General features: G+C 66.8%; 20 protein-coding genes and 4 pseudogenes. 14 read left to right on the forward strand and 10 right to left on the reverse strand.

Going from position 1 to position 23,206, the window contains the following annotated elements:
* The first annotated feature begins 70 nt into the window (after window positions 1-70).
* The 6 genes and pseudogenes from ACSFBL_RS23520 to ACSFBL_RS23545 all read left to right on the forward strand — a co-directional run bounded on the left by ACSFBL_RS23520 (window position 71) and on the right by ACSFBL_RS23545 (window position 6,096).
* Window positions 71-1,684: an AMP-binding protein gene (locus ACSFBL_RS23520; RefSeq protein WP_435518233.1), complete on the forward strand. Its 1,614-nt coding sequence runs from the start codon at window positions 71-73 to the stop codon at window positions 1,682-1,684.
* A 7-nt stretch (window positions 1,685-1,691) separates the two neighbouring features.
* Window positions 1,692-2,987, forward strand: a pseudogene (locus ACSFBL_RS23525) (ATP-binding protein); the annotation flags it as partial.
* Window positions 2,988-3,179: 192 nt separating this feature from the next.
* Window positions 3,180-3,392, forward strand: a pseudogene (locus ACSFBL_RS23530) (acyl-CoA carboxylase biotin carboxyl carrier protein subunit); the annotation flags it as partial.
* 123 nt (window positions 3,393-3,515) lie between these two features.
* A pseudogene (locus tag ACSFBL_RS23535) lies at window positions 3,516-4,985 on the forward strand (acyl-CoA carboxylase subunit beta); the annotation flags it as partial.
* Window positions 4,986-5,095: 110 nt separating this feature from the next.
* Window positions 5,096-5,470, forward strand: coding sequence for a YXWGXW repeat-containing protein (locus tag ACSFBL_RS23540; RefSeq protein ID WP_435518234.1), 375 nt, complete (start codon window positions 5,096-5,098; stop codon window positions 5,468-5,470).
* Window positions 5,471-5,718: 248 nt separating this feature from the next.
* Window positions 5,719-6,096, forward strand: a complete 378-nt coding sequence (locus tag ACSFBL_RS23545; RefSeq protein ID WP_435518235.1) for a helicase SNF2 — start codon at window positions 5,719-5,721, stop codon at window positions 6,094-6,096.
* 115 nt (window positions 6,097-6,211) lie between these two features.
* On the opposite strand, the gene ACSFBL_RS23550 is transcribed toward ACSFBL_RS23545, so the two are convergent.
* The 4 genes from ACSFBL_RS23550 to ACSFBL_RS23565 all read right to left on the reverse strand — a co-directional run bounded on the left by ACSFBL_RS23550 (window position 6,212) and on the right by ACSFBL_RS23565 (window position 9,844).
* Window positions 6,212-6,937: an LrgB family protein gene (locus ACSFBL_RS23550; RefSeq protein ID WP_435518236.1), complete on the reverse strand. Its 726-nt coding sequence runs from the start codon at window positions 6,935-6,937 to the stop codon at window positions 6,212-6,214.
* A 4-nt stretch (window positions 6,938-6,941) separates the two neighbouring features.
* The gene (locus ACSFBL_RS23555; RefSeq protein WP_435518237.1) at window positions 6,942-7,289 is read right to left on the reverse strand and encodes a CidA/LrgA family protein; all 348 of its coding nucleotides are present in this window, start codon (window positions 7,287-7,289) and stop codon (window positions 6,942-6,944) included.
* 114 nt (window positions 7,290-7,403) lie between these two features.
* Window positions 7,404-8,909, reverse strand: coding sequence for an FAD-linked oxidase C-terminal domain-containing protein (locus ACSFBL_RS23560; RefSeq protein WP_435518238.1), 1,506 nt, complete (start codon window positions 8,907-8,909; stop codon window positions 7,404-7,406).
* Complete coding sequence (locus ACSFBL_RS23565) at window positions 8,906-9,844, reverse strand: LysR family transcriptional regulator (RefSeq protein ID WP_435518239.1); 939 nt, start codon at window positions 9,842-9,844, stop codon at window positions 8,906-8,908. The genes ACSFBL_RS23560 and ACSFBL_RS23565 overlap by 4 nt, the downstream gene beginning before the upstream one ends.
* 126 nt (window positions 9,845-9,970) lie before the next feature.
* Here ACSFBL_RS23565 and ACSFBL_RS23570 point away from each other — a divergent pair, with 126 nt between their 5' ends.
* Window positions 9,971-11,035 carry an Ldh family oxidoreductase gene (locus tag ACSFBL_RS23570; RefSeq protein ID WP_435518240.1) on the forward strand — a complete coding sequence of 355 codons (1,065 nt, stop codon included), beginning with the start codon at window positions 9,971-9,973 and terminating at the stop codon, window positions 11,033-11,035.
* 37 nt (window positions 11,036-11,072) lie between these two features.
* Window positions 11,073-12,044 carry a Bug family tripartite tricarboxylate transporter substrate binding protein gene (locus tag ACSFBL_RS23575; protein WP_435518241.1) on the forward strand — a complete coding sequence of 324 codons (972 nt, stop codon included), beginning with the start codon at window positions 11,073-11,075 and terminating at the stop codon, window positions 12,042-12,044.
* A gap of 18 nt (window positions 12,045-12,062) precedes the next feature.
* Here ACSFBL_RS23575 and purU read toward each other — a convergent pair whose 3' ends face one another.
* Window positions 12,063-12,908 carry a formyltetrahydrofolate deformylase gene (purU, locus tag ACSFBL_RS23580; protein WP_435518242.1) on the reverse strand — a complete coding sequence of 282 codons (846 nt, stop codon included), beginning with the start codon at window positions 12,906-12,908 and terminating at the stop codon, window positions 12,063-12,065.
* Between the two features lie 91 nt (window positions 12,909-12,999).
* Here purU and aptA point away from each other — a divergent pair, with 91 nt between their 5' ends.
* Window positions 13,000-14,337 carry an omega-aminotransferase AptA gene (gene aptA, locus ACSFBL_RS23585; protein WP_435518339.1) on the forward strand — a complete coding sequence of 446 codons (1,338 nt, stop codon included), beginning with the start codon at window positions 13,000-13,002 and terminating at the stop codon, window positions 14,335-14,337.
* Here the strand turns inward: aptA and ACSFBL_RS23590 are convergent.
* Window positions 14,318-15,121 (reverse strand): ChaN family lipoprotein, encoded by an 804-nt coding sequence (locus tag ACSFBL_RS23590; RefSeq protein ID WP_435518243.1) that lies wholly within the window; start codon window positions 15,119-15,121, stop codon window positions 14,318-14,320. The two genes, aptA and ACSFBL_RS23590, sit on opposite strands and share 20 nt — an antisense overlap.
* A gap of 126 nt (window positions 15,122-15,247) precedes the next feature.
* Here ACSFBL_RS23590 and ACSFBL_RS23595 point away from each other — a divergent pair.
* A pseudogene (locus tag ACSFBL_RS23595) lies at window positions 15,248-15,358 on the forward strand (AbrB family transcriptional regulator); the annotation flags it as partial.
* On the opposite strand, the gene ACSFBL_RS23600 reads toward ACSFBL_RS23595, so the two are convergent.
* Together ACSFBL_RS23600 and ACSFBL_RS23605 are read right to left on the reverse strand one after the other, a co-directional pair.
* Entirely contained in the window at window positions 15,352-15,630 is a 279-nt protein-coding gene (locus ACSFBL_RS23600) for a BTH_I0359 family protein (protein WP_435518244.1), read from the reverse strand. The pseudogene ACSFBL_RS23595 and the gene ACSFBL_RS23600 sit on opposite strands and share 7 nt — an antisense overlap.
* A 118-nt stretch (window positions 15,631-15,748) precedes the next feature.
* A complete protein-coding gene (locus ACSFBL_RS23605; RefSeq protein ID WP_435518245.1) occupies window positions 15,749-16,891 on the reverse strand; it encodes a DUF3108 domain-containing protein in 1,143 nt (380 codons plus the stop codon).
* 101 nt (window positions 16,892-16,992) lie between these two features.
* Between ACSFBL_RS23605 and ACSFBL_RS23610 the strand changes: the two genes are divergently transcribed.
* Window positions 16,993-18,009: a fumarylacetoacetate hydrolase family protein gene (locus tag ACSFBL_RS23610; protein ID WP_435518246.1), complete on the forward strand. Its 1,017-nt coding sequence runs from the start codon at window positions 16,993-16,995 to the stop codon at window positions 18,007-18,009.
* 107 nt (window positions 18,010-18,116) lie between these two features.
* On the opposite strand, the gene fic is transcribed toward ACSFBL_RS23610, so the two are convergent.
* Both fic and ACSFBL_RS23620 read right to left on the reverse strand, forming a co-directional pair.
* Window positions 18,117-19,244, reverse strand: coding sequence for a protein adenylyltransferase Fic (gene fic, locus ACSFBL_RS23615; RefSeq protein WP_435518247.1), 1,128 nt, complete (start codon window positions 19,242-19,244; stop codon window positions 18,117-18,119).
* 74 nt (window positions 19,245-19,318) lie between these two features.
* Window positions 19,319-20,161 carry a LuxR C-terminal-related transcriptional regulator gene (locus tag ACSFBL_RS23620; RefSeq protein ID WP_435518248.1) on the reverse strand — a complete coding sequence of 281 codons (843 nt, stop codon included), beginning with the start codon at window positions 20,159-20,161 and terminating at the stop codon, window positions 19,319-19,321.
* Between the two features lie 74 nt (window positions 20,162-20,235).
* On the opposite strand from ACSFBL_RS23620, the gene ACSFBL_RS23625 reads away from it, so the two are divergent.
* The 3 genes from ACSFBL_RS23625 to ACSFBL_RS23635 are packed head-to-tail and all read left to right on the forward strand — an operon-like array spanning window position 20,236 to window position 23,206.
* Window positions 20,236-21,981, forward strand: a complete 1,746-nt coding sequence (locus ACSFBL_RS23625) for an FAD-dependent monooxygenase (RefSeq protein WP_435518249.1) — start codon at window positions 20,236-20,238, stop codon at window positions 21,979-21,981.
* Window positions 21,978-22,190 carry a hypothetical protein gene (locus ACSFBL_RS23630; protein ID WP_435518250.1) on the forward strand — a complete coding sequence of 71 codons (213 nt, stop codon included), beginning with the start codon at window positions 21,978-21,980 and terminating at the stop codon, window positions 22,188-22,190. The genes ACSFBL_RS23625 and ACSFBL_RS23630 overlap by 4 nt, the downstream gene beginning before the upstream one ends.
* Before the next feature lie 41 nt (window positions 22,191-22,231).
* Complete coding sequence (locus tag ACSFBL_RS23635) at window positions 22,232-23,206, forward strand: Bug family tripartite tricarboxylate transporter substrate binding protein (protein ID WP_435518251.1); 975 nt, start codon at window positions 22,232-22,234, stop codon at window positions 23,204-23,206.

Raw genomic sequence — 23,206 nt, forward strand, 5'->3', positions numbered from 1 at the left:
GGATTGTTGGTGCACCATGCAGCGATGACAAGCGGCCCGGCCCTATCGATAACCCTGTGAGACTGACGCCATGGAGACAACCCAGCTTCCCGACCGCCCGCAGCAGCCGCTGCACGCGTACCTTCGCACGCATGCGCGCGAGCGTGGCGATCAGCCGGCCTGCATCTGGTACGGACAAACCTTCACCTATGCCGAGCTGGATGCCGCCAGCGATGCCTTCGCGGCCCGCTTGCAGGCGATCGGCGTGGGCGAGGGCGAGCCGGTCGTGCTGTTCCTCAACAACTGTCCGCAGTACCTGGTGGCGCACTACGGCATCCAGAAGATCGGCGCCATCGTGTGCCCGAGCGGTCCGCTCAACAAGGAACACGAGCTGGCCTACCAGGTCAACGACCTGAAGGCGCGCGTGATCGTCGCGGCTTCGTCGCTGATGCCCGTGGTCGACAAGGTTCGCGCGGCGAGTGCGCTCGCGCATGTGTTCGTCGTGCACTATGCCGACCTGTTGCCGGCCGCGGCGACGATCGACGTGCCGGCCGATCTGGTCGCAGCACGACGCGAACCACGCACTGTGCCTTCGGGCAGCGAGGACTTTCTGGCGGTCATGAAGAGCGGCCATCGGCCGGCGCCGGTGGAAGTCTCCCTCGACGACGTCGCGTTGATGACCTACACCTCCGGCACCACCGGGCTTCCCAAGGGCGCGATGCTGACTTACGGCAATGCGCTCTTCAAGACCCGCGCCGCCGCCGACTGCAATGGCGTGACCGGCAGCGACGTGCTGTTGTCGGTCGCGCCGCTCTATCACATCGCCGGCATGCTGATGGGCGTCAACGTGCCGGTGCTCACCGGCGCCACCTCCGTGCTGCTGCATCGCTTCGAGCCGCGTACCGTGCTCCAGGCGATCGACCGCTACAAGGTCAGCTGGTGGTACAGCATCGCGCCGATGAACGTGGCCTGCATGCAGGTGGAAGGCATCGACGGATTCGACCTCGCGAGCCTGCGCATGAACCCCGTCACGAGCTTCGGCATCGCCTTCACTGAGCCACTGGCGCAGCAATGGAGGGGCTTCGCAGGGAACTGCAGTTCCTTCGAGGCCGCCTACGGTCTCAGCGAGACCCACACCTGCGACACCTACACGCCGCACCACGCGCCGCGGTGGGGCACGCAAGGCATCGCGGTGCCGGGCGTGACGATCCGCATCGTCGACAGCGACACCGGCGAGGACAAGCCGGTGGGCGAGGTCGGCGAGATCGTGCTGACCAGTGCGGGGTCCTTCAAGGGCTACTGGAACAAGCCCGAGGCCACGGCCGCCACATTGCGCAACGGCTGGGTGCACACCGGCGACATGGGCAAGCTCGATGCCGACGGCTATCTCACCTTCATCGGGCGCTTCAAGGAAATGATCAAGGTGTCGGGCTACAGCGTGTTTCCCGAGGAGGTCGAAACCATCCTGATCAAGCATCCGGCCGTGGCGCAGGCCGCGGTCATCGCGCAGGCCGACGCCGAGAAGGGCGAGGTGGTCAAGGCCTTCATCGTGAAGAAGCCGGAGATGGATCTCGATGCGGAGGCATTGATCGCCTGGTCGCGCGAGAACATGGCCAGCTACAAGGCGCCGCGTACGGTTCGATTCATCGATGCGTTGCCCACCACCGGCGCCGGCAAGGTGCTGCGCCGACTGTTGAAGGACTGAGCACGTGATGAAGAAAGTGCTGATTGCCAATCGTGGCGAGATTGCCGTGCGTCTGGTCCGCGCGCTGCGTGACCTGGACGTCGCGAGTGTTGCCGTCTACGCGAAGGACGATGCGGCCGCGTTGCATGTGCAACTGGCCGACACGGCCGTCGCGCTGGACGCCACGGGGCCGTCCGCCTATCTCGATGCGGCGGCGTTGATCGCCATTGCGCGCGAACACGGTTGCGACGCGGTGCATCCCGGCTATGGCTTTCTGAGCGAGCGGGCGGATTTCGCGCAGGCTTGCGCCGATGTCGGTCTGCGCTTCATCGGTCCGACACCCGATCAACTCGCGTTGTTCGGCGACAAGGCCCGCGCGCGCGCCCTGGCCGGGCAGTGCGACGTGCCGGTCATGCCGGGCAGCAGCGGCGCCGTGACGCTGGCCGAGGCGCAGGCGTTCTTCGCCGCGCAGCAGGCCGAAGGCGCGGGCGTGATGGTGAAGGCCATCGGCGGCGGCGGCGGTCGCGGCATGCGTGCGGTGTTGGACGCTGCCGACCTGCCGGAGGCCCATGCGCGCTGCATGTCGGAAGCCAAGGCGGCCTTCGGTGTCGAGGGCGTGTACATCGAGCGCCTGATGCGCAACGCGCGCCATATCGAAGTGCAGGTGCTCGGCGACGGCAAGGCGGTGTCGAGCCTGGGCGAGCGCGAATGCACGCTGCAGCGGCGCTTCCAGAAACTCGTCGAGATCGCACCGATCCCCTCATTGCCCGAGGCGCTGCGCGAGCAGGTCACCCAGGCCGCGTTGCGCATGGCGAAGGCGGTCGGCTACCAGGGCCTCGGCACCTTCGAATTCCTGGTCGATGAACATTCGACCGCGCTGCCTTTCGTGTTCATCGAGGCCAACCCGCGATTGCAGGTCGAACACACGGTGACGGAGGCGGTCACGGGACTCGACCTGGTCCAGCTCCAGATCGGCGTCGCGAACGGGCAGACGCTGGCGGACCTGGGCATCGATACGCAACGCACCGCGGCGCAGCGCGGCTTCGCGGTGCAGTGGCGTATCAATGCGGAGACGCTCGACGCGCAAGGCAATGCGCGGCCATCCGGCGGCACGCTCGCGCGCTTCGACCTGCCGGCCGGGTCCGGCGTGCGTGTCGATTCGCACGGCTACACCGGTCTGGCGCCATCGCCGCATTACGACACCTTGCTGGCCAAGCTGATCGTTCATTCATCGTCGCCGCGCTTCGCGGACGTGGTGCGGCGTTCGCTGCGCGCGCTGGAGGAATGCCACATCGATGGCATCGCGACCAATCTCTCGTTGCTCCGTGCGATCGGGCTGCGGCCGGAATTCGAGACGCAGGCTGTTCATACGCGCTTCGTCGAGGCGCATCTGGCCGATCTCCTGGCCGCAGCGGCGCACATCGATGCCGCGGCATCGAAGAGTGCCCGGCCAGTCGCAACGCAAAGCGAAGCGGCCGCGGCGTCGCAGGACGACGGCCTCGTCGTCAAGGCGCCAATGCCCGCGAGACTCGTGCAGCTCGAGGTGGACGTCGGCGACATCGTGCCGGCCGGTGCGCAACTGGGCGTGCTTGAGGCGATGAAGATGGAGCATCTGCTGCATGCACCCTTCGCGGGCCGGGTCGTTGCGTTGCTGGCGCAAGCCGGTGACTACCTGGTCGAAGGCCAGTCGCTGGTGCGGCTCGAGCCGGTCGATGCGCACACGGTCGAGGCCGAGGCCCATGCCGAGCGCGATCTTGACGAGATCCGTCCCGATCTGCAAAAGGTGATCGATCGCCACGCGCCGACGCTCGATGCGAACCGGACGGCGGCCGTCGCGAAGCGTCACGCGCAGGGCGGCCGCACCGCACGCGCCAACATCGCCGACCTTTGCGAACTGGCCGAGGACCCCGGCAACTTTACCGAATACGGCGCGCTCGCCATTGCGGCCCAGACGCGCCGCCGCACGCTGGAAGACCTGATCGCCAACACGCCGGCCGACGGCATGGTGACCGGCATCGGCAGCATCAACGCAAGGCAGTTCGGACCCGAGAAGTCGCGTTGCGTGGTCATGGCCTACGACTACACGGTGCTCGCCGGCACGCAGGGCATGCGCAACCATCACAAGACCGACCGCATGCTCGGCATCGCGCATCAGCTGAAGTTGCCGGTGGTGCTGTTCGCCGAAGGCGGTGGCGGCCGGCCGGGCGACACCGACATGCCGATCGTCGCGGGCCTGAACAACCACACCTTCAGCCAGTTCGCCGGGTTGTCGGGCAAGGTGCCGGTGGTGGGCATCGTCCATGGGCGTTGCTTCGCGGGCAACGCGGCGCTGCTGGGGTGCGCCGACGTCATCATCGCGACCGAGGCCAGCAACATCGGCATGAGCGGCCCCGCGATGATCGAGGGCGGCGGTCTTGGCACCTTCGCGCCGGAGCAGATCGGGCCGAGCAGCGTGCAGTCGCGCAACGGCGTGATCGACATCCTCGTGAAGGACGAGGCGCATGCGGTCGCTGCGGCCAGGCAGTATCTCTCGTACTTCCAGGGGCCGACCAGCGACTGGGAATGCGCCGACCAGCGCGCCTTGCGCCATGCGGTGCCCGAGAACCGGCTGCGCGTCTACGACGTGCGCGCCGCGATGCGAGGCGTCGTCGACACCGGATCGCTGCTGGAGTTGCGCGCAGGTTTCGGTGCCGGCATCGTGACGGCGCTGGCGCGCATCGAAGGCAAGCCGGTCGGGCTGCTCGCGAACAATCCACACCACCTCGGCGGTGCGATCGATGTCGATGCAGCCGACAAGGCGGCGCGCTTCATGCAACTGTGCAATGCCCACGGACTGCCGCTCGTGGCGCTGTGCGACACACCCGGCTTCATGGTCGGCCCCGAGATCGAGGCACAGGCGCAGGTGCGGCATGTGTGCCGCATGTTCATGGTGGCTTCGCATCTGCGCGTGCCGTACTTCGCCGTCGTGCTGCGCAAGGGCTACGGGCTCGGCGCACAGGCCATGACGGCGGGTGGCTTCGATGCGCCGGTCTTCACCGTGGCATGGCCCACGGGCGAATTCGGTGCCATGGGTCTCGAAGGCGCGGTGCGCCTCGGCTTTCGCAAGGAACTCGAAGCGGCGGCCGAAGGCGCCGAGCGCGATGCCCTGTTCAAGAAACTGGTCGCACAGCAGTATGCGAACGGCGAGGCCATCCACATGGCGCAGACGCTGGAGATCGACGCCGTGATCGACCCGGCCGACACGCGTGGATGGCTGGTGCGAGGGCTCGCTTCGGCAGGGGCACCGCAACAACCGGCCACAGCGTACGTCGACACCTGGTAAGGCGGGGCACGAAGGGTCGACACACCGCTACACGACACTTCGCTTGCGGCTTACAAGCAATTCACATGGGGCGGGGAGGATGAAGCTTCCAACAACTCATAGGAGTCCCCATGAAAAAACTCGCAATCACTTTCGCGATGGGCGCCGCATCCCTGTTGTCGCTGGGCGCCGTGATGGTGCCGACCGCGGCGCAGGCACAGGCCGTGGTCTCGGTGCGCGTGGCACCTCCGCCGCCTCGTACAGAGCATGTGCCGCCGCCGCGGCCGGGCTATGTGTGGGCCCCGGGGCATTACGAATGGAGCCATGGCCGCTATGTCTGGCGCAATGGCAACTGGATGCACGCACGCGAGGGCTATGCCTACCGCGCGCCGCAATGGCATGACCGCGGCGGCCACTGGGAATACCAGGCCGGTGGATGGGACAACGATCACGACGGGGTGCCGAACCGGTATGACCGCAAGCCGAACAATCCTTCGCGCAGCTAACGGGCGAGGCGCGCCGGGGCACTGCGAAGCCGCCCCGGCCGCAGTTTGACTGTTTCACTTTCGTGAACGGTCCAGTTCAGATTGACTAGGGTTTTTACTTAGATGTCGGCGCAGAATCGAGCCCACGGGACAGCGAACCAACGCTGTTCTGGGTGAACAGGCCACCGAGCGAGGTAGTCGCCCCAGCGGGGACGGCGCCCACCCAAGACCGGTTCGAATTCATCCTACGCACGTCAAAGGACATCGAAATGAAGACCTCGAAGATCATCGCAGCCGCCGCCCTCACGCTTCTCGCCGCCGCAGGCGCGCAGGCAGAAACCTACGAAGGGGTGCATCCCCTGGTATCGGCCAACAGCCGCGCCACGGTCAGGGCCGAGGCCGTGACTGCCGCGCGCGCCGACAACCCCTACGCCGACGGCGCGGAATCCGGCTTGCCGGCTGTCATCGTCAGCTCCGTCGGCCGCCCGACCGTTCGCAGCCAGGCCGTGGCCGCTGCACACAGCGCCGACCCTTATGCGGAAGGTGCCAACGCAGGTGTAGCACCGATCGTTGCCAGCACCGTGAACCGTGACGCGGTACGCGCAGAAGCACGCGCTGCTGCACGTAGCAACGCGTTGTCCCTGTAGTCCACCCCCAGGCTTGCCCACTTCGTGTGGCCGCCTGCCCCCTTCGAGGGTGGCCTTGGTTGCCCCTTCTGAAAGCCGGCTCGTGCATGACGCATGGGCCGGCTTTTTTATTGACTTAGAACAGCTTGAACACCAAGGGCATCAGCAGCGCGGCGAGCACGACTTGCATGCCGAGTGCGAGGCCGGCATACGCGCCCGCATCGGCATTGACGTGCAGCGCCCGTGCAGCGCCGATGCCATGGGCTGCGGTGCCGAGTCCGAAGCCGCGTGCGGCGTAGCCTTCGGTGCTGGTGGCGATCCGGAGCGCATCGAAAAGATACTTGCCCGACAGGGCGCCGATCATGCCGGTGAGAACCGCGAACACGGCGGAGAGCGCCGGGATGCCGCCGATCTTTTCCGCAATGCCCATGGCCACCGGCGCCGTGACTGATTTCGGCGCGAGCGACAGGACCACGTCGTGCGGCAGGCCCATTGCCCATCCGAGCGCGACGGCCGATCCGCTCGCGGCGGCGCCGCCCAGCAGCGACGCGAGCACCAGCCGGCCGTAGCGCGCGCGCAGTCCGGTGCGCCGTTGCCAGAGCGGCCATGCCAGCGCCACGACGGCCGGGCCAAGCAGGAAGTGGATGAACTGCGCGCCGGCGAAGTAGGTCTGGTAGTCCACATGCGTGAGCAGCAGTCCGCTGGCCAGCACGACGACGGACCACAGCACCGGATTGGCCCAGGGCGCGCCGCCGGCCCGCGTATACGCCGCGTTCGCGAGCAGGTACACGACCAGCGTGGCGGTCAGCCCGAAGAGCGGGGTGGCGGAGAGATAAATCCAGAGTTCGACGAAACGCGGCATGCGGTCAGGCCTTTTTCTTGCGGTCCGGCCAGTAGAGGACCATCGCGGCGACGCCCAGTCCGATCCATGTCGAGAGCGCGATGATCACCAGCATGCGCCCGCCGTACTGCCCGAGCAGGTCGAGGTGCGTCATCACGCCGACGCCGACCGGGACGAAGAGCAACGAAAGATGGGTGAGCAGAAAGCTCGCGCATTCCGCGACGGGCGTGCGGACTACCTCGAAGCGGAGGCCGACGAGCATCAGGATCATGCCGAGCACCGGCCCGGGCAGCGGAAGCGACAGGCCTCGCGAGAGGACTTCCCCGACTGACTGGAACACCAGCAGCCATGCCATGCCGCGCAAACCATTCATTCGCCCACCCCCAGGCTTGCCCACTTCGTGTGGCCGCCCACCCCCTTCGAGGGGGCGCCGCCTGCGGCCCGGCGGAGCCGGTTCCGCGACGGCCTTGGTTGCAGTGAGCTCATTTCAAAAGCGGGGGAGGTCGGGGAAGGGCTGGGCTTGTCCGGCGCGGAACACCTGCTTGCCGTATTCGGCGCAGCGCTGCAGCGTCGGGATGACCTTGCCGGGGTTGAGCAGGCCGGTGGGATCGAAGGCGCGCTTGACGCCGAACATCTGCTCGTTCTCGGCGGCGGTGAATTGCACGCACATGCTGTTGAGCTTCTCGACGCCGACGCCGTGTTCGCCGGACACGGTGCCGCCCATCGCGACGCTGGTCTCGAGGATGTCGGCGCCGAACAGCTCGCAGCGGTGCAGTTCGTCCGGGTTGTTCGCGTCGAACAGCACCAGCGGATGCAGGTTGCCGTCGCCGGCATGGAACACGTTGCAGCAGCGCAGGTTGTACTTTTTCTCCATCTCCTGGATGGCGAGCAGGATGTCGGCCAGGCGCTTGCGCGGGATCGTCGAATCGAGGCACATGTAGTCGGGGCTGATGCGGCCCGATGCCGGAAAGGCGTTCTTGCGGCCGCTCCAGAACTTGAGGCGCTCGTCCTCGTTCTCGCTCACTGCGATGGCTGTCGCACCGCAGCCGCGCAGCACCTCGGTCATGCGGCCGATCTCCTCCTCGACCTCCTCGGGCGTGCCGTCGGATTCGCACAGCAGGATCGCGGCGGCCTCGAGGTCGTAGCCCGCGCGGACGAAGTCCTCCACCGCAGCGGTCATTGGCTTGTCCATCATCTCCAGGCCGGCGGGGATGATGCCCGCGGCGATCACCGCGGCGACCGCATCGCCCGCTTTGCGGACATCGTCGAAGCTGGCCATGATGCAGCGGGCGAGTTGCGGCTTGGGCACGAGCTTGACGGTGACCTCGGTCGTCACCGCCAGCATGCCTTCGCTGCCGATCACGAGCGCGAGAAGGTCGAGCCCCGCGCAGTCGAGCGCTTCGCCGCCGAACTCGACCGGATCGCCCTCGGCGGTGAAGCCGCGCACGCGCAGCACGTTGTGGAGCGTCAGGCCGTACTTGAGGCAATGCACACCGCCGGAGTTCTCCGCCACGTTGCCGCCGATGGTGCAGGCGATCTGGCTCGAAGGATCGGGCGCGTAGTAGAGGTTGAAGGGCGCGGCGGCCTCGCTGATGGCGAGGTTTCGCACACCGCATTGCACGACCGCCGTGCGGCTCACGGGATCGACCTTGAGGATGCGGTTGAACTTGGCGAGCGACAGCGTTACGCCCACCGCATTCGGCATCGCGCCGCCGGAGAGCCCGGTGCCCGCGCCGCGCGCCACCACCGGCACGCCGAGCGCGTGGCAAGTCTTGAGCACGGCCTGCACCTGCGCCTCGTCCTCGGGCAATGCGACGACGAGGGGCCTTTGCCGGTAGGCCGTGAGGCCATCGCATTCATAGGGTGTGGTGTCCTCGTCGTTGGACAGCACCGCATGCGATGGCAGCTTCGCACGCAAGGCACTCACGACCTTGTTCCGAAGCGCGTTGCGGGATGGCGTGGCGACCGGGGGCTCGACCGTCTCAGTGTTCATTCCGCCATTGTGTACGCCTTGGTCGACGACGGCGCGGACCCGAAACTGAAAACGCCGGCGGCCGCGAGCTTGCCCGCTTCGGCCCGCACCACGTCGGCCACGACGGCGATGGCCGAGTTCTGGGCGCGCTCGATGCGCGTGGCCAGCATCAACATGCGGTGCAGCTGCGCGCCGGAGACCTCGGACAGGCGCACGCCGCCCCGTCGCGCTTCCTTGAAGACCGACACCGGCATGACCGTCGCCCAGCGGCCTTGCAACACCAGCTCGCGGATCGCATCGACCGAGTCGATCTCGGCCTGGATGTTCAGGCGTGTCCCGAGCGGCGCGAGGGTGCGCTCCACGATGCCGCGATGCAGCCGCGTCATCAGCAGCGGCACCTTGGCGAGCACGGCCAGCGGGACCACCGGGGGCATGTGGCGGTCCGCCGGTGTGATGAGCGCGAAGGGCTCGGCCAGCAGCGGTTGATGGGCGAGTGCGCGGTTGGGCTCGGGGTTGGTCACCACCGCCATGTCGATCAGACCGCGCTCGAGGCTTTCGAGCAACTGCGGCGTGAAGGCTTCGCGCACGACGAGCCGGACGCCGGCCAGGCCGTGATGGCAGCGCTCGAACACGCCAGGCAGCAGGACGCGCGTGAGCGTGGGCGAGACGCCCAGGACAACGGTGGATTCCGAGGCCGCATCGCCGTTCGTCAGCAGTTGGCGCACCCGCGCGGATTCAGCCAACATGCGCTGCGCCGATTCGTAGAGCGTCGCGCCTTCCTGCGTCAGCCGCACGCCGCGCGGGCCGCGCTGCAGGAGCTGCACGCCCAGTTCGGCCTCCAGATCGCGCAACTGCCGCGTCAGCGCGGACTGCGCGATGGACAGCGCCGTTGCCGCCGCAGTGAAGCCGCCGGCATCGGCGATGGCGACGAAATAGCGCAGGGTGCGGAGGTTCATGGATGGCGCCGGAGGTCGAGCAATCGCAGAATGATATGGCGCCGAACGGAATCGGCATTGGACGATGGTGCGTCGCTTACCTAGACTGCGTACGGATCCAGCAGCACGGAGACACCGGCGAGGCACATGACGACCGATAGCAAAAGCATATGGATTGCCAGCGAGCGCCTCGAGCGTTTCACTGCCGCGGCGCTGGTGCGCGTCGGCCTGCCGACAGCCGACGCCGACCGGGTCGCGAGCCTGATGGCCGAAGCCGACCTGCAAGGCTCGGACGGCCACGGCATCATCCGCCTGCCGCAGTACGTGCAGCGCATCGAGGCGGGCGGCATCAACGTACGTCCCGACATCCGCGTGGTCGAGGAGCGTGCGGCCATGGCGGTGGTGGACGGCGACAATGGCATGGGCCATCTGGTCGTGTCGCACGCGGTCCGCATCGCCATCGAGAAGGCGCGCAACGCCGGCGTGGCCTGGGTGGGCACGCGCCACAGCAACCATGCGGGGCCGGCTTCGCTCTATGCGCGCATGCCGGTCGCGCACGACATGATCGGGCTCTACTTCGCGGTCGGCAATGCCAACCACCTGCCACCCTGGGGCGGCATGGAGATGCTGCTGTCGACCAATCCCATCGCGGCCGGCATTCCCGCAGGCGAGGAACCCGCGGTGGTGCTGGACATGGCGACCACCGTCGCGGCCTATGGCAAGGTGAAGGCCAAGGCGAAGCGGGGCGAGCCGATGCCGGAGGGCTGGATGATCGATCGCGAAGGGCGTCCGCTCACCGATCCGCGTCGTGCGCACGAGGGCTTCCTGATGCCCATCGGCGGACACAAGGGCTATGGCCTTGCGCTGATCGTCGGGCTGCTCGCGGGCACGCTGCAAGGCGCTGCAATGGGCCGCGATCTCATCGACTTCAACGCCGACCACGTCACGCCCACCAACACGGGCCAGGCGATCCTGGTGATCGATCTCGCGGCCTTCGGCGGTGCGGGGCCGTTCAAGGCGGCCGTGGATGCGCTGGTGCGCGACATCCGCAACAGCGAGCGCCTGCCCGGTGTCGAGCGCATCTGGCTGCCGGGCGAACAGAGCCATGGCCGACGCGCGGCGTATGAGAAGAGCGGCGTGCCCGTCGCGGCGGCGCTGGTCGACGACCTCGACCAACTGGCCTTGCGGCTCGGCATCCCGGCGCTGCGCTGACGCGCGCAGCGACGTACAAGAAAGAACGGAGACACGCATGACCTTTCTGAAACGAGTGCTGGTGGCCGCGTGGATCGGCGGCGCGGCAATCGCCGCCCTGGCGCAGACGGCCTATCCGACCAAGCCGATCCGCATGGTGATTCCGCTGGCGGCAGGCAGTGCGGTGGACAATGGCGCGCGCGTCCTCACGCAGAAGATGGGCGTCGATCTGGGGCAACCCTTCGTGCTGGAGAACATCCCGGGTTCATCGGGCCTGATCGGCGCCGACCGCGTCGCGCATGCACCGCCGGACGGCTACACGATCGGCGGATTCAACGACAGCGTGCTGACGATGATCCCGCACATCTACCCGAAGGCGGGTTGGGATGCGCTGACGGATTTCGCGCCGATCTCGCTGGTCGGCACGATCGAATGGGGCCTAGTGGTCCCCCCGGATTCGCCCCTGCGCACGGTGGATGACTTCATCAAGGCCGCGAAGGCATCACCGGGCAAGCTGAACTACGGATCGGGCGGCAGCGGCAGTCCGCAGCACATCGCGATGGCGATGTTCGCCTCACGGGCCGGCATTGCCGTGACGCATGTGCCGTACAAGGGCGCGACGCCGGCGGCGGTCGCGGTGGTCGGCGGCGAAGTGGATGCGGCCTTCCAGGGCCTGGGCACGGTCACCTCGCTGATCCAGGGCGGCAAGCTGCGCCTGCTCGCGGTGTCCACGCCGAAGCGCCTGCCGCAGTACCCCAACGTGCCGACGGTGGCCGAGTCCGGACTGCCCGACTTCTATTTCAACTCGTGGTTCGCGCTGGTCGCGCCCAAGGGCACGCCGAAGGACATCATCGACCGGCTGCATGGCGCGATGCGCGGTGCGCTGGACGACCCCGACACGAACGCCAAGCTCGTCGGCCTCGGCATCACGGTGCGCGGCACGTCGCCCGAGGAGTTCGGACGCGCGATCGGCGAGCAGTACGCGCTCTACCGGAAGGTGATCCAGTCGAACAACATCAAGGCCGACTGAGCGCAGCCGCGCGCAGCTCTAGCGGAAGACGACCGTGCGGTGGCCGTTCAGCAGCACGCGGTGCTCGCTGTGCCACTTGACGGCGCGCGCCAGCACCTGGCTTTCGGTGTCGCGGCCGCGCGCGGTGAGGTCGTCGACGGTGTCGGTGTGGTCGGCACGCTCCACGTCCTGCTCGATGATCGGGCCCTCGTCGAGGTCGGCCGTCACGTAGTGGGCGGTCGCGCCGATCAGCTTCACGCCGCGGTCGTGCGCCTGGTAGTAGGGCTTGGCGCCCTTGAAGCTGGGCAGGAAGGAGTGATGGATGTTGATCGCCTGGCCTGCCAGCTTGCCGCAGAGGTCGTTGCTCAGGATCTGCATGTAGCGCGCCAGCACCACCAGTTCGGCACCCTCGGCCTCGATGATCTCGAGTTGCTTCGCTTCGCCCTGCGCCTTGGTCGCGGCGGTCACCGGGATGTGGTGGAAGGGCACGTTGTAGCTGGCCGCGAGCTGGTAGAAGTCGCGGTGGTTCGAGATGATGGCGCGCACGTCGATGGCAAGCAGCCCGCTCTTCCAGCGGAACAGCAGGTCGTTGAGGCAGTGGCCCTCCTTGCTGACGAGGATGACGGTCTTCATCGGTTCGGCGGCTGCATGCAGCTTCCAGCTCATGCCGAATTTCGAGGCCAGGTCCGCGATCTGCTCGCGCAGGGCGGTTTCGCTCTGGTCGCATGCAAAGCGAACGCGCATGAAGAACAGGCCCGTGCCGTGGTCGTTGTACTGCGCCGCTTCTTCGATGTTGCCGCCGCGTTCGAGGAGGAAGCCGGAGACGGCATGGACGATGCCGGTGCGGTCGGGGCAGGACAGGGTGAGGATGTACGCGGGATTCATAAGGGCGGCCATTGTCGCAGGCCCGACGCTTCGCGTCGCCAGTGCCAAAATGCCCATTTCCAGCAAGAACGAACCCCAGCAGGAGCGCTTCATGGCCTACAACGATTTCAGCATGGACAACCAGTGGTTGCCCTTCACCCCCAATCGCCACTTCAAGAAGGATCCGCGCGTCTTCGTGGCCGCCGATGGCATGGAGTTCACCACGCACGACGGGCGCAAGGTGATCGACGGCATCTCGTCGCTGTGGTGCGTGGGCGCGGGCCACAACCGCAAGCCGATCAACGAGGCCATCAAGACGCAACTCGACACGCTTGACTACGCGACGGCTTTCCAGGTCAGCAACGACAAGGCCTTCAAGGCGGCGGAAATGATCGCGGCGATGGCGCCGGGTGATCTCAACAAGGTGCTGTTCTGCAATTCGGGCAGCGAGGCGGCCGACACGTCGATGAAGGTCGCGCTGGCCTACCACCGCGCGCGCGGCGAAGGCCATCGCAATGTCTTCATCGGCCGCGAGAAGGGCTACCACGGCGTCGGCTTCGGCGGCATGTCGGTGGGCGGCATTCCGGGCAATCGCAAGGTGTTCGGCTCCGCGTTCCTGCCGCGCGTGGACCACATGCGCTTCATCCACGATCCGGTGAACCATGCCTACATCCACAACCAGGAGCCGGTGTGGGCGGACGATCCGCTGGCCGACCTCGAACAGCGCATCCTGCCGCTGCACGATCCGAGCAATGTGGCGGCCATCATCGTGGAGCCTGTCGCCGGATCCGCCGGCTGGTACCTGCCGCCCAAGGGCTACCTGCAGAAGCTGCGCGAGATCTGCGACAAGCACGGCATCCTGCTGATCTTCGACGAGGTCATCACCGGCTTCGGGCGCATGGGCACGAACTTCGCGTCGGACTACTACGGCGTCGTGCCCGACATGTTGAACTTCGCGAAGTGCGTGACCAATGGCGTGATCCCGCTCGGCGGCGTGATCTGCCGCGACAAGCTCTACGACGAGATGATGAAGACCTCGGCGCCCGAGCACGTGGTCGAGTTCTTCCACGGCTACACCTATTCGGGCCATCCGGTGGCGTGCGCGGCGGCGATCGCGACGCTGGAGCTGTTCCAGAAGGAGCAGCTTTTCCCGCGCGCCGGCGAGATGGGCAGGGTGCTGGGCGATGCGTTCCACAGCACCTTCAAGGGCCTGCCGAACGTCATTGGCATTCGCAGCCTGGGGCTGGCGGCCGCGGTCGAACTCGCGCCGATCGCGGGTTCACCTGGCAAGCGGGCCTACGACATCTTCCTGGACTGCTATCACAAGGGTGCGCTGGTGCGGCCGGCCGGCGACGTGCTGGTGATCGCGCCGCCGTACATCGTCGAGAAGTCGCACATCGACACGCTGGTCAATACGCTGGCGGATTCGATCAGGAAGTTTTCGGCTTGACGCCGGCGCAGTAGTCCTTCTCGGACAGGGCCGGCGTCGCCCAAATGACGTCGAAGGCGCCGTCGGTGGCGTCCGGCGGCCCGGCCCGCAACCGCACGACCTTCACCGATACGTCGGTGGGCAGGTGCTGCGGCACGCCCAACTGCTTGTTGCCGTGGCCGGCGCCGCTGACCAGCAGCACCGTCTTGCCGGGCTGCCTGGCCTTGACGACGGTTTGGGCCATTGCACGGTCACGGGCGATCTGTATGCGGGTCATCGGGACGATCTGCGATTCCGGCAGGAGATTGCAGTGGCCGTCCCGGACGGCATCGCGCTGGACGGCGCGGGCGTCCTCAGTCAGTTGAGCGTCGAGCGATACGTCGGCCATCGCATCCTTCATGTGGGCTCGCTGCAAATTGGCGCCTACGACCGGCACACCGGCGCGGACCGCAGCCATCACCACCGGCCCATAGTCGGCCCAGGGCCAGCCCTTGTCGTTCCAGCTCAGCGCGGTCTGCACTTGCGCTTCGGTCGCGTCGGCCGGGAGATGCGCGGTGCTGTTGCCTTCCTCCGCCATCTCGATCGCCACTGCGGCCAATTTGCCGCGTGTGGCGAGCGCCTGGACCGTTTCGCGTTCGATGACCTGGTGCTCCGAAGCGTCGTGCTGTTCGCCAACCAGCAACGCGTCGACGGGCAACAGGGCTGCGACACGGCGGTCGACCGGGGCGTCGGCAGTCGGCACCAGGGCGGTGCAGCCGGAAATGAGCGCGGCGCCGAGCGTCAGCGCCAGACAGTAAAGCGTCAAGGAACGTCGGAGTGGCATGCGGCCATACTAATGCCCCGGCCCGGGCGTCCTCTCACGCCGGCGCCCGGACGGATCTGGTGGCTGCCGCGCACAGCTTGCGGGCGGTGCTGGTGACGGCTTTAGTCGGGCGCGCCGGTCGTCACGGCGTTCCAGATCTGCCGGCTCGTGGCGGTGCTGGTGAGTGTCGGGCCGATGTACGGCTGGCTGGTTCGCAGGGAGGCGCGCAACGCTCAGTGAACCAGCACCGGGGTGTGCGCCAGTTCGGCGTACCCTTCGAGGGTGTCCTCGACCTCTTCCTGGGTCGGGGTGTTGAGCTGCCAAGCCGCGATCTGCTGCTGGAAAAGCTCTGCCCAGTAGCCATCGAGGTAGACCTCCTTGCCCGAGCGCTTGTCGACGATCTCGAAGCCGTGGCGCGCGAGCACCGGCAGGTGAGGCGCCACGGGCGCTTCGCCTTCTGTCGGCTGCACGTGCACGACGACGAACGAGTCGGAGTCGTAGAGCATTTGCATTTCGGGTCCTGTAAGGATGTCGATGGCGTTCATGGTGGTTAGATAGCAATCAACGCGCCAGTTTCAATACCGACCGTTGCGTTGTAGGCACTCGCCTGTATTTTTTTGTTTCCCCGTCCTAGTTCGTCGCGCGCAGCGGCTCTTGCGCCCGGAGTTGCATGTCCGCGAAATCGCCGCCGGCCTGGGTGAGCTTCAGGCGAACCGGCAGGTAGCCCAACGCGGGGGCCAGCCAGACTTCGACCTTGTCGTCGAAAGGCAGGCGCGGGTTGCGCGTTAGTTTTCGCACCGTGAAATCGCCGGCGGGCACGGTCAATTGCTCGTCTTCGCTCACGCTGAAGGTCCAGATTTCTGCGCTGCGGGGCCCCACGGTCTGGACCGCGATCACCGACCCGGGCGGATAGCGGCCCGGATCCCCGGCCAGCATGGCGCTGAGTTGCATCAGGACGCTGAGCTGATCCTGGGCGCCCGGCAGGAGCGTCTCGCTCGGCGCGTTGTTGCTGAAGACGACTTTTCCCTGGTCGCGCACGAAATGCGAGGCCACTTCGGACTTGCGCCGCTTGTCCGCGTAGCGCAGCGGCTCGATGCCTGTCTTGCCGATCGCGCCGGTGCTTTGCCAGCCGCGGATGGTCGCGAACAGGAATTTGAGCGTCAGCCGGGCGTCGTAGTGCTCCCCGTCGTGCAACCAGACCAGTTCGCCGAAAACGCCGGACATTGGTGTCGCCCCCACCTGCGCCGTCGCGGCGAGGGACAGGCGCACGGAGCCCGGAATGCGCAGCGGAACCGAGCCGGGCATGTTGGCTGCGGAGTCGTCGTTGGCGGGTGCCGTCGCTGCGGCATCGGGCGCGCCTTGGCCCGGACCGGATGCGGTCGCTCCGCTGTCGGGCGCCTCCGCGACACCGGCATCGATGGCGTTCTGCGCATAAAGATCCGGCGCGGGCGAATCCGGGACTGCCGGAGTTTCGGGCTCTGCCGCAGGCGGTGCCGGGCGAGGATGGGCGGGTGGACGTGGACGCGCAGGCCTGGGCGGTGGCTTGGCCTCCGCCACGGGGGCCGGCGCCGGTGGCGCCGCAGCGGCCGGCGCGATGACGATGGTCCGCGTCGTGAACTTGCTTTCGAGCGGCGACGGCTTTGGCCCCACCAGGACCGGCGTGACGCCCAGCAGGAGGAGATGCGCCGCTGCGACGGCCACGGTCAGCGCCGCCAACGTCCGCCAGGGCAGGCGCGGCGTGTGGGGTGGGGTGGGGGAGGCAAGCGTCGGCATCTGCGATGGTGGATCAGGCGCCGCGCGCGAGGTTCACCTCGGTACACTGCCGCCCGTCCAATCAGTTTAGTAGCCATGCCGCGCCGGCATCGGCCGCCACCATGAAACTCGCCACCCTCAAAGATGGTTCGCGCGACGGCCAGCTCGTCGTCGTCTCGCGCGACCTTGCCAGCGCGCACTACGCCACCGGCATCGCCAGCCGCATGCAGCAAGTGCTCGACGACTGGGGCTTCATGAGCCCGCAGCTCCAGGACCTGTACGACGCGCTCAACGCGGGCCGCGCCCGGCATGCCTTTCCGTTTGACCCCGTCCAGTGCATGGCGCCGCTGCCGCGTGCCTACCAGTGGGCCGACGGCTCGGCGTACATCAATCACGTGGAACTGGTGCGCAAGGCGCGCAACGCCGAAGTGCCCGACAGCTTCTACGTCGACCCGCTGATGTACCAGGGCGGCAGCGACGACTTCATCGGCCCTTGCGATCCGGTGGTGGTCACCAGCGAAGCCTTCGGCATCGACTTCGAGGCCGAGATCGCCGTCGTCACCGGCGACGTGAAGATGGGTGCCACGCCGGCGCAGGCGCTGGACGGCATCCGCCTCGTGATGCTCGCCAACGACGTGAGCCTGCGCAACCTCATTCCCGCAGAGCTCGCCAAGGGCTTCGGCTTCTTCCAGAGCAAGCCCGCAACGGCGTTCAGCCCCGTTGCCGTCACCATCGATGAGCTGGGCGATGCCTGGCAGGGCGGCCGCGTGCATCTCACCCTGCAAAGCACGTGGAACGGACGCAAGGTCGGCATGTGCGATGCGGGCGACGAAATGACCTTCCACTTCGGCCAGCTCGTTGCGCACATCGCCAGGACGCGCAACGTGCGCGCCGGCAGCATCGTCGGCAGCGGCACGGTGAGCAACAAGGGCTTCGAGCGGAACGGCCGGATGGAATGGCCCAAGGGCTACAGCTGCATCGCCGAGAAGCGCTGCATCGAGACCATCCAGGACGGCCAGCCGAGCACGGACTTCATGAAGTACGGCGACACCATCCGGATCGAGATGAAGGGGAAGGACGGGCAGTCGATCTTCGGAGCGATCGATCAGGAAGTGGTGGCGCCGGGGGCGGCCAGATAGGGCCGCCAATTAACGCCATCAATAGGAGCAGCAACTCTCCCCGAATACCGAGGCCAACCGTGGCTGAAATGTTTTCCGGACGGTCGAAGCGAAGGCTTGACGATCCCTCATCCATATTTCGCAAACTCGTTTCCGTCCCGCATCAGCAACTGCATGAGCTTCGGGTGAATGAAGAGCTTTTCCTTCCCTGCCTGAGCTTCGCGCAGGACGCCCACGCCGACCAGTTCCTTCAGGTAACGCGACGCTGATTGCCGCTGGGCCACCTGCTTGTCGACCAGGTTGCCAATTCGGCAATAGGGCTGCTCGAAGATTGTTTCGATCAGTTCTCTGCTGTAAATCTTGGGCAGTTTCTGGCGCACGTGATCGGTGGTGTGCTCGGTGAGGTTGCGAATCGCAGCTATCTTTTGCGTAGTCCAGCGGGCGGTTTCTTCCACCGCCCGCAGCATGTAGAGCACCCATTCTTCCCAAGCTTGCGCGCGCGTGACTTCTTGCAGCAGGCGATAGTAGTCAGCTTTGTGGGCAATGATGTACCGGCTCAGGTAGAGCACAGGGAGCTTGAGCAGGTTCTCCTGGATGAGCATCAGGATGTTGAGCACGCGGCCCGTGCGCCCATTGCCATCCATGAAAGGGTGAATCGCCTCGAACTGGTAGTGGCCGACCGCCATGCGGATCAGGGGGTCCAGTTCTCGCTCTTCGTGAATGAAGCGTTCCCAGTTAGCGAGCAGGCTGCGCAGCAGTGGCTCGCCCTCAGGCGGGGTGTAGATGCTTTCGCCATTCCGGTCGCTCACAAGCTGTGTGCCCGGTGTGCGGCGGATGCTCATGTCGACGCCTTTGATGGCGGTGCAGACCTCCACCGCTGTCGCTGTGCACAGGGGGCGCTGGGCCAACGAATGAAAGCCCTGGTACAGCGCGCTTCGGTAACGCAGAGCCTCTTTGGTGGCGGGGTCGGCCTGACTGTCGTGACCGTCTGCATGGCGGAAGAGTTGGTCGGTCGTGGTGACGATGTTTTCAATTTCCGAACTGTCCTTGGCTTCCAGGAGGGGGATGGTGTTGATGAGGACGGTGGGGTTGGGAATGAGATCGGTAGCCTGTTTGAGCTCTGCCAGGGCTGCGCGCGCGGGGATGCACTGCTTGAGAATGGTCCTGCTTTCCAATTCGGCACGCGGCGGCAGGGGGGGGAGTTCGAGATACGGACGATCAGGGCTCCAAGAGGGCTGGGGCGTTATCGTGTTCATAAAATCGGGTTTTGTCGACATATTTTGAGGATATGTCGACGCCGGCGACACGTCAATCGGACGTGTCGATATTTTTAGATTTTGTCGACACGTTTCGCAATCATGTCGTTGTCGGCGACATGAGAAGCGAAGTGCGCAGGCTCAGCTTGTGTTCCCCGCAGCAACTCCTTCAAGGTCCTGATCCCCAGCCTCCGGAACGCCCGGTACTGATGCGTCCGAACCGTGGTGAGCTCGATGCCGATTTCTCGCGCCGCCTCCTTGGCGGTCATGCCCGCCAGCAGATGGCCGATCACCTCGCGTTCGCGCAGGCTCAGGCCCAGCAGGCGCGATGCCAGGGAGGGCTCGACCGCCTCGCGCGCTGCGTGAGAAATGCGGCCATGCGCCGCAGTCGCGTCCGCGAGCAGCGCGGCGTGCGCCTCCAGCAAAGCGAAGTCCGGCGGACCGAAATCCGGTTGGGCGAGGCTGCGGTAGAAGCTCACCGCCGCGCGCTGCCCGCTCGGCAGCAGCAGCAGGACGGAGGCCCGCTCGCGGATGCCGACGTCGCCGTAGCAGGCCGCGCGGTAGGCCGGGTCGGCCACTTCCTCGGCGCGCTGGTGGCCGAGCCAGAGTTGCGGTCGCTTCGGCAACTGGCGGCCGGCCAGCCATGCCATGTTGGGGTCGAGCAGGTCGAAGCGCTGGGCCACATAGCGTTCGGCGGTGAGCTCCGCGGTGTTGCCGTAGGTGCTGGCGGCGGAAACGGTCTCGACGCGGCCCATTGCGCTCACCGCGAACACGGTGCAGAAGGTCACGGGCAGCACGCGATGCATGGCGGTGAGATAGCTCGCCGCGAGGTGCGCAGTCCCGACGCCGGCGAGCACATCACTGACCAACGGCATCGCCACGGCGCGCTCGGCCGCTCGGATGGGCCAGCGCTTCATCGAAATCCAAGGGTTAACACTTCGTACGAAGTTACGACAACGGCTGCCGGGATGCATCAGGACAATCCCTCCGCATGAACACCGCCACCGTGACCCCTCCCGCCGCTCGCGCAGGCGATGCAGCGACAGGCCCGCTGCCGCCGGTCGCCGAGGAACTGCCGCCGTCGGTCGGCGCCTTTCACTACGCGCGCTTCAAGCCCTGGACGCCGCCGCTGGAGGAGGGCATCGAGCCCGGCCGCCATCCGGTCGTGATCGCGGGTGGCGGCCCCGTGGGCATGTCGCTCGCGCTCGGGTTGGCAAACCACGGCGTGCGCTGCGTGATCCTGGAGGCCGACGACACGGTCTGCGTCGGCAGCCGCGCGGCGTGCATCTCGCGGCGGAGCCTGGAGATCATCGATCGACTCGGCGCGCTGCCCGCCTTCCTGTCCAAGGGCCTGCCGTGGACCGGCGGGCGCAGCTTCTACAAGACCGACGAAGTCTTCCGCTTCGAGATGCCGCACGACGACCGGCAGAAGCTGCCGCCGATGATCAACCTCGAGCAGTACTACATCGAGCAGTACCTGCTGGACGAGATCTTCCGCCGCAACGAGGCGACGCCGGGCCTGATCGACATCCGCTGGGGCACCGAGTTGACCGGCTTCGTCGAAGACGCCGACGGCCTCACGCTGGAAGCGCGCAATCCGCTCGGCGTCTATGCCTTGCGCGCGCAATGGCTGGTGGGATGCGATGGCGGCCAGAGCTTCGTTCGCAAGGCGCTCGGCCTCAATCTCGAAGGAACGGCCTACGAGGGCCGCTACGTGATCATCGACATCGAACTGCACAGCAGGCACCCGACCGAGCGGCGCGCCTGGTTCGACCCGCCGTGGAACCCGGGTTCGACCGTCCTGATGCACCGCCAGCCCGATGACATCTGGCGCATCGACTACCAGTTGCGCGCCGGGCAGAACACGGAGGAAGCGCTCCAGCCCGCCGCAGTCGAGGAGTTCGTGCAGCGGCACCTGGAGGCCATCGGCGAGGGCCACCTGCCATGGAAGACGGTGTGGACCTCGGTGTACCGCGCCGGCGCGATGACGCTGGAGAGCTATCGCCACGGCCGGGTGCTGTTCGCAGGCAATGCCGCGCACGCCATGCCGATCTTCGGCGTGCGTGGCCTCAACTCGGGGTTCGACGATGCCGACAACCTCGCGTGGAAACTGGCGCTGGTGACGCGAGGGGTGTCTGCGGTTTCTTTGCTCGACAGCTATTCGCAGGAGCGCATCGCGGCCTTTCACATCAACGCCGAAAGCGCGATGCGAAGCACGGAGTTCATGTCGCCGCCCTCGCGAGGATTCGACCTGCTGCGCGAAGCGGCGTTGTCGCTGTCGGGCGCGCACCGCGAGATCGCGAATCTGATCAACCCCCGCCAGACCCAGGCCGTGCGCTACGAACATTCGCCGTTGTCCAGCGAGGGCGATGAACTCGCGGCCGGACCCCGGCCCGGCGAGGTGATGCCGGATCAGCCGCTGGCGCCCGGCCTGCACCTCACCGACTGGCTCGGGCCCGCCTTCACCTTGCTGCTGTTGAACATGGACGGCACCGACACCACGCTCGCGGCAGAGATAGCCACGGTCCAGGCAGGTCCCTTGGCTGTCGTGGTCCGGGAACTGCCGCGCGGCAGCGCGGACCCGTCGGTCTTCGAATCACTGGGCGCCGGGCATGGCGCCGTCTATCTGATGCGGCCGGATGGCCATGTGGCTGCTCGTTGGCGCCGCGTACCGCAAGGCGCGCTGCAACGCGCGCTGTCGTGTGCAGCCGCGCTTGCTACCAAGGATCTGGCATGACCAACCTGAACCATGACGCACGCGACCGCGTCTATGCCGAATGCGCCCGCGCCATCAGCGAGGCCGGCGTCGAGCGAGAATCGCTCTTCCTCGCGCGACTGGCGCTGCTGCTGTTCGAGCAGGTCGGCGACGAAACGCGTTGCAGGGCCGCGCTGGCACACGCGCTGGACGGCTTGCCGATGCCGTCGCTGTCGGCGTCGCCGACTTGAATCTTTTCAGTCCAACTTTCAAAAACCAGGAGACCTTTCAGATGGATCGCAGAACCCTGCTCACCACCCTCGCTGCCACCGCGGCCGCCAGCGCCGCACCCTGGGCGCGTGCCCAGGGATACCCCGAGCAGCTCATCAAGTGGGTGGTGCCTTACCCGGCAGGGGGCGGCACGGACGTCATCGCGCGCACGCTGGCCGAGGCCATGCGCCAGCCGCTCGGGCAGCAGATCATCATCGACAACCGGCCCGGCGCGTCGACCAACATCGGCGCCGAACTGGTCGCCAAGGCGAAGCCCGACGGCTACACCATCCTCTCGGCCGACAACGCGGTGCTGGCCTTCAACGAGCACCTGTTCAACAAGCTGCCCTTCAATCCTGAAAAGGACTTCACCTACATCGGCGCCATCGGCAAGTTCCCGCTCGCGCTCGTGGTGCATCCGGATTTCCCGGCGCAGGACTTCAAGGCTTTCCTGGCCTACGTGAAGGCCAACCCCGGCAAGGTCAACTACGCGTCGCCCGGCAACGGCTCGCCGCACCACCTCGCGATGGAGATGTTCAAGAATCGCACGGGCACCTTCATCACCCACATCCCTTATCGAGGCGCGGCACCGGCGATGGCGGACGTGATGGGCGGCCAGGTGCCGTGCATGTTCCTCGACCTGGCCTCGGGCCTGTCGATCATCCAGGGCAAGAAGGTGCGCGTGCTCGCCATCGGGACCGGCGCCCGTTCGAAGCTGCTGCCCGACGTGCCGACGCTGGCGGAAGTGGGCGTGCCCAACACCGAGGTGTTCGCGTTCCAGGGCATCCTGGGCCCGGCCGGCATGCCGCCAGCGGTCGTGACGCGGCTCAACAGTGAACTCAATCGGGCGTTCAGCACGCCCGCGGTGATGAAGCGCTTCTCCGACTTCGGCATGGAAGCGATGCCCGGCACGCCGGAGCAGTTCGCGGCGCTGTCGCGCGCGGAATCGAAGCGCTGGGGCCCGATCATCAAGGCCGCCGGCATCAAGCTCGACTGA

Source organism: Variovorax glacialis, assembly GCF_051216375.1.
Classification (GTDB): Bacteria; Pseudomonadota; Gammaproteobacteria; order Burkholderiales; family Burkholderiaceae_C; genus Variovorax.

Bases quoted from the DNA above. Each gene is read 5' to 3' on its own strand.
- ACSFBL_RS23610 (WP_435518246.1), top strand. From the start codon at position 16,993: ATGAAACTCGCCACCCTCAAAGATGGTTCGCGCGACGGCCAGCTCGTC.
- ACSFBL_RS23575 (WP_435518241.1), top strand. From the start codon at position 11,073: ATGACCTTTCTGAAACGAGTGCTGGTGGCCGCGTGGATCGGCGGCGCG.
- ACSFBL_RS23540 (WP_435518234.1), top strand. From the start codon at position 5,096: ATGAAAAAACTCGCAATCACTTTCGCGATGGGCGCCGCATCCCTGTTG.
- ACSFBL_RS23630 (WP_435518250.1), top strand. From the start codon at position 21,978: ATGACCAACCTGAACCATGACGCACGCGACCGCGTCTATGCCGAATGC.
- ACSFBL_RS23620 (WP_435518248.1), bottom strand. From the start codon at position 20,161: ATGAAGCGCTGGCCCATCCGAGCGGCCGAGCGCGCCGTGGCGATGCCG.
- ACSFBL_RS23625 (WP_435518249.1), top strand. From the start codon at position 20,236: ATGAACACCGCCACCGTGACCCCTCCCGCCGCTCGCGCAGGCGATGCA.
- ACSFBL_RS23555 (WP_435518237.1), bottom strand. From the start codon at position 7,289: ATGAATGGTTTGCGCGGCATGGCATGGCTGCTGGTGTTCCAGTCAGTC.
- ACSFBL_RS23550 (WP_435518236.1), bottom strand. From the start codon at position 6,937: ATGCCGCGTTTCGTCGAACTCTGGATTTATCTCTCCGCCACCCCGCTC.
- fic (WP_435518247.1), bottom strand. From the start codon at position 19,244: ATGAACACGATAACGCCCCAGCCCTCTTGGAGCCCTGATCGTCCGTAT.
- ACSFBL_RS23545 (WP_435518235.1), top strand. From the start codon at position 5,719: ATGAAGACCTCGAAGATCATCGCAGCCGCCGCCCTCACGCTTCTCGCC.
- ACSFBL_RS23570 (WP_435518240.1), top strand. From the start codon at position 9,971: ATGACGACCGATAGCAAAAGCATATGGATTGCCAGCGAGCGCCTCGAG.
- ACSFBL_RS23605 (WP_435518245.1), bottom strand. From the start codon at position 16,891: ATGCCGACGCTTGCCTCCCCCACCCCACCCCACACGCCGCGCCTGCCC.
- ACSFBL_RS23635 (WP_435518251.1), top strand. From the start codon at position 22,232: ATGGATCGCAGAACCCTGCTCACCACCCTCGCTGCCACCGCGGCCGCC.
- ACSFBL_RS23600 (WP_435518244.1), bottom strand. From the start codon at position 15,630: ATGCAAATGCTCTACGACTCCGACTCGTTCGTCGTCGTGCACGTGCAG.
- ACSFBL_RS23520 (WP_435518233.1), top strand. From the start codon at position 71: ATGGAGACAACCCAGCTTCCCGACCGCCCGCAGCAGCCGCTGCACGCG.
- aptA (WP_435518339.1), top strand. From the start codon at position 13,000: ATGGCCTACAACGATTTCAGCATGGACAACCAGTGGTTGCCCTTCACC.
- ACSFBL_RS23560 (WP_435518238.1), bottom strand. From the start codon at position 8,909: ATGAACACTGAGACGGTCGAGCCCCCGGTCGCCACGCCATCCCGCAAC.
- ACSFBL_RS23565 (WP_435518239.1), bottom strand. From the start codon at position 9,844: ATGAACCTCCGCACCCTGCGCTATTTCGTCGCCATCGCCGATGCCGGC.
- purU (WP_435518242.1), bottom strand. From the start codon at position 12,908: ATGAATCCCGCGTACATCCTCACCCTGTCCTGCCCCGACCGCACCGGC.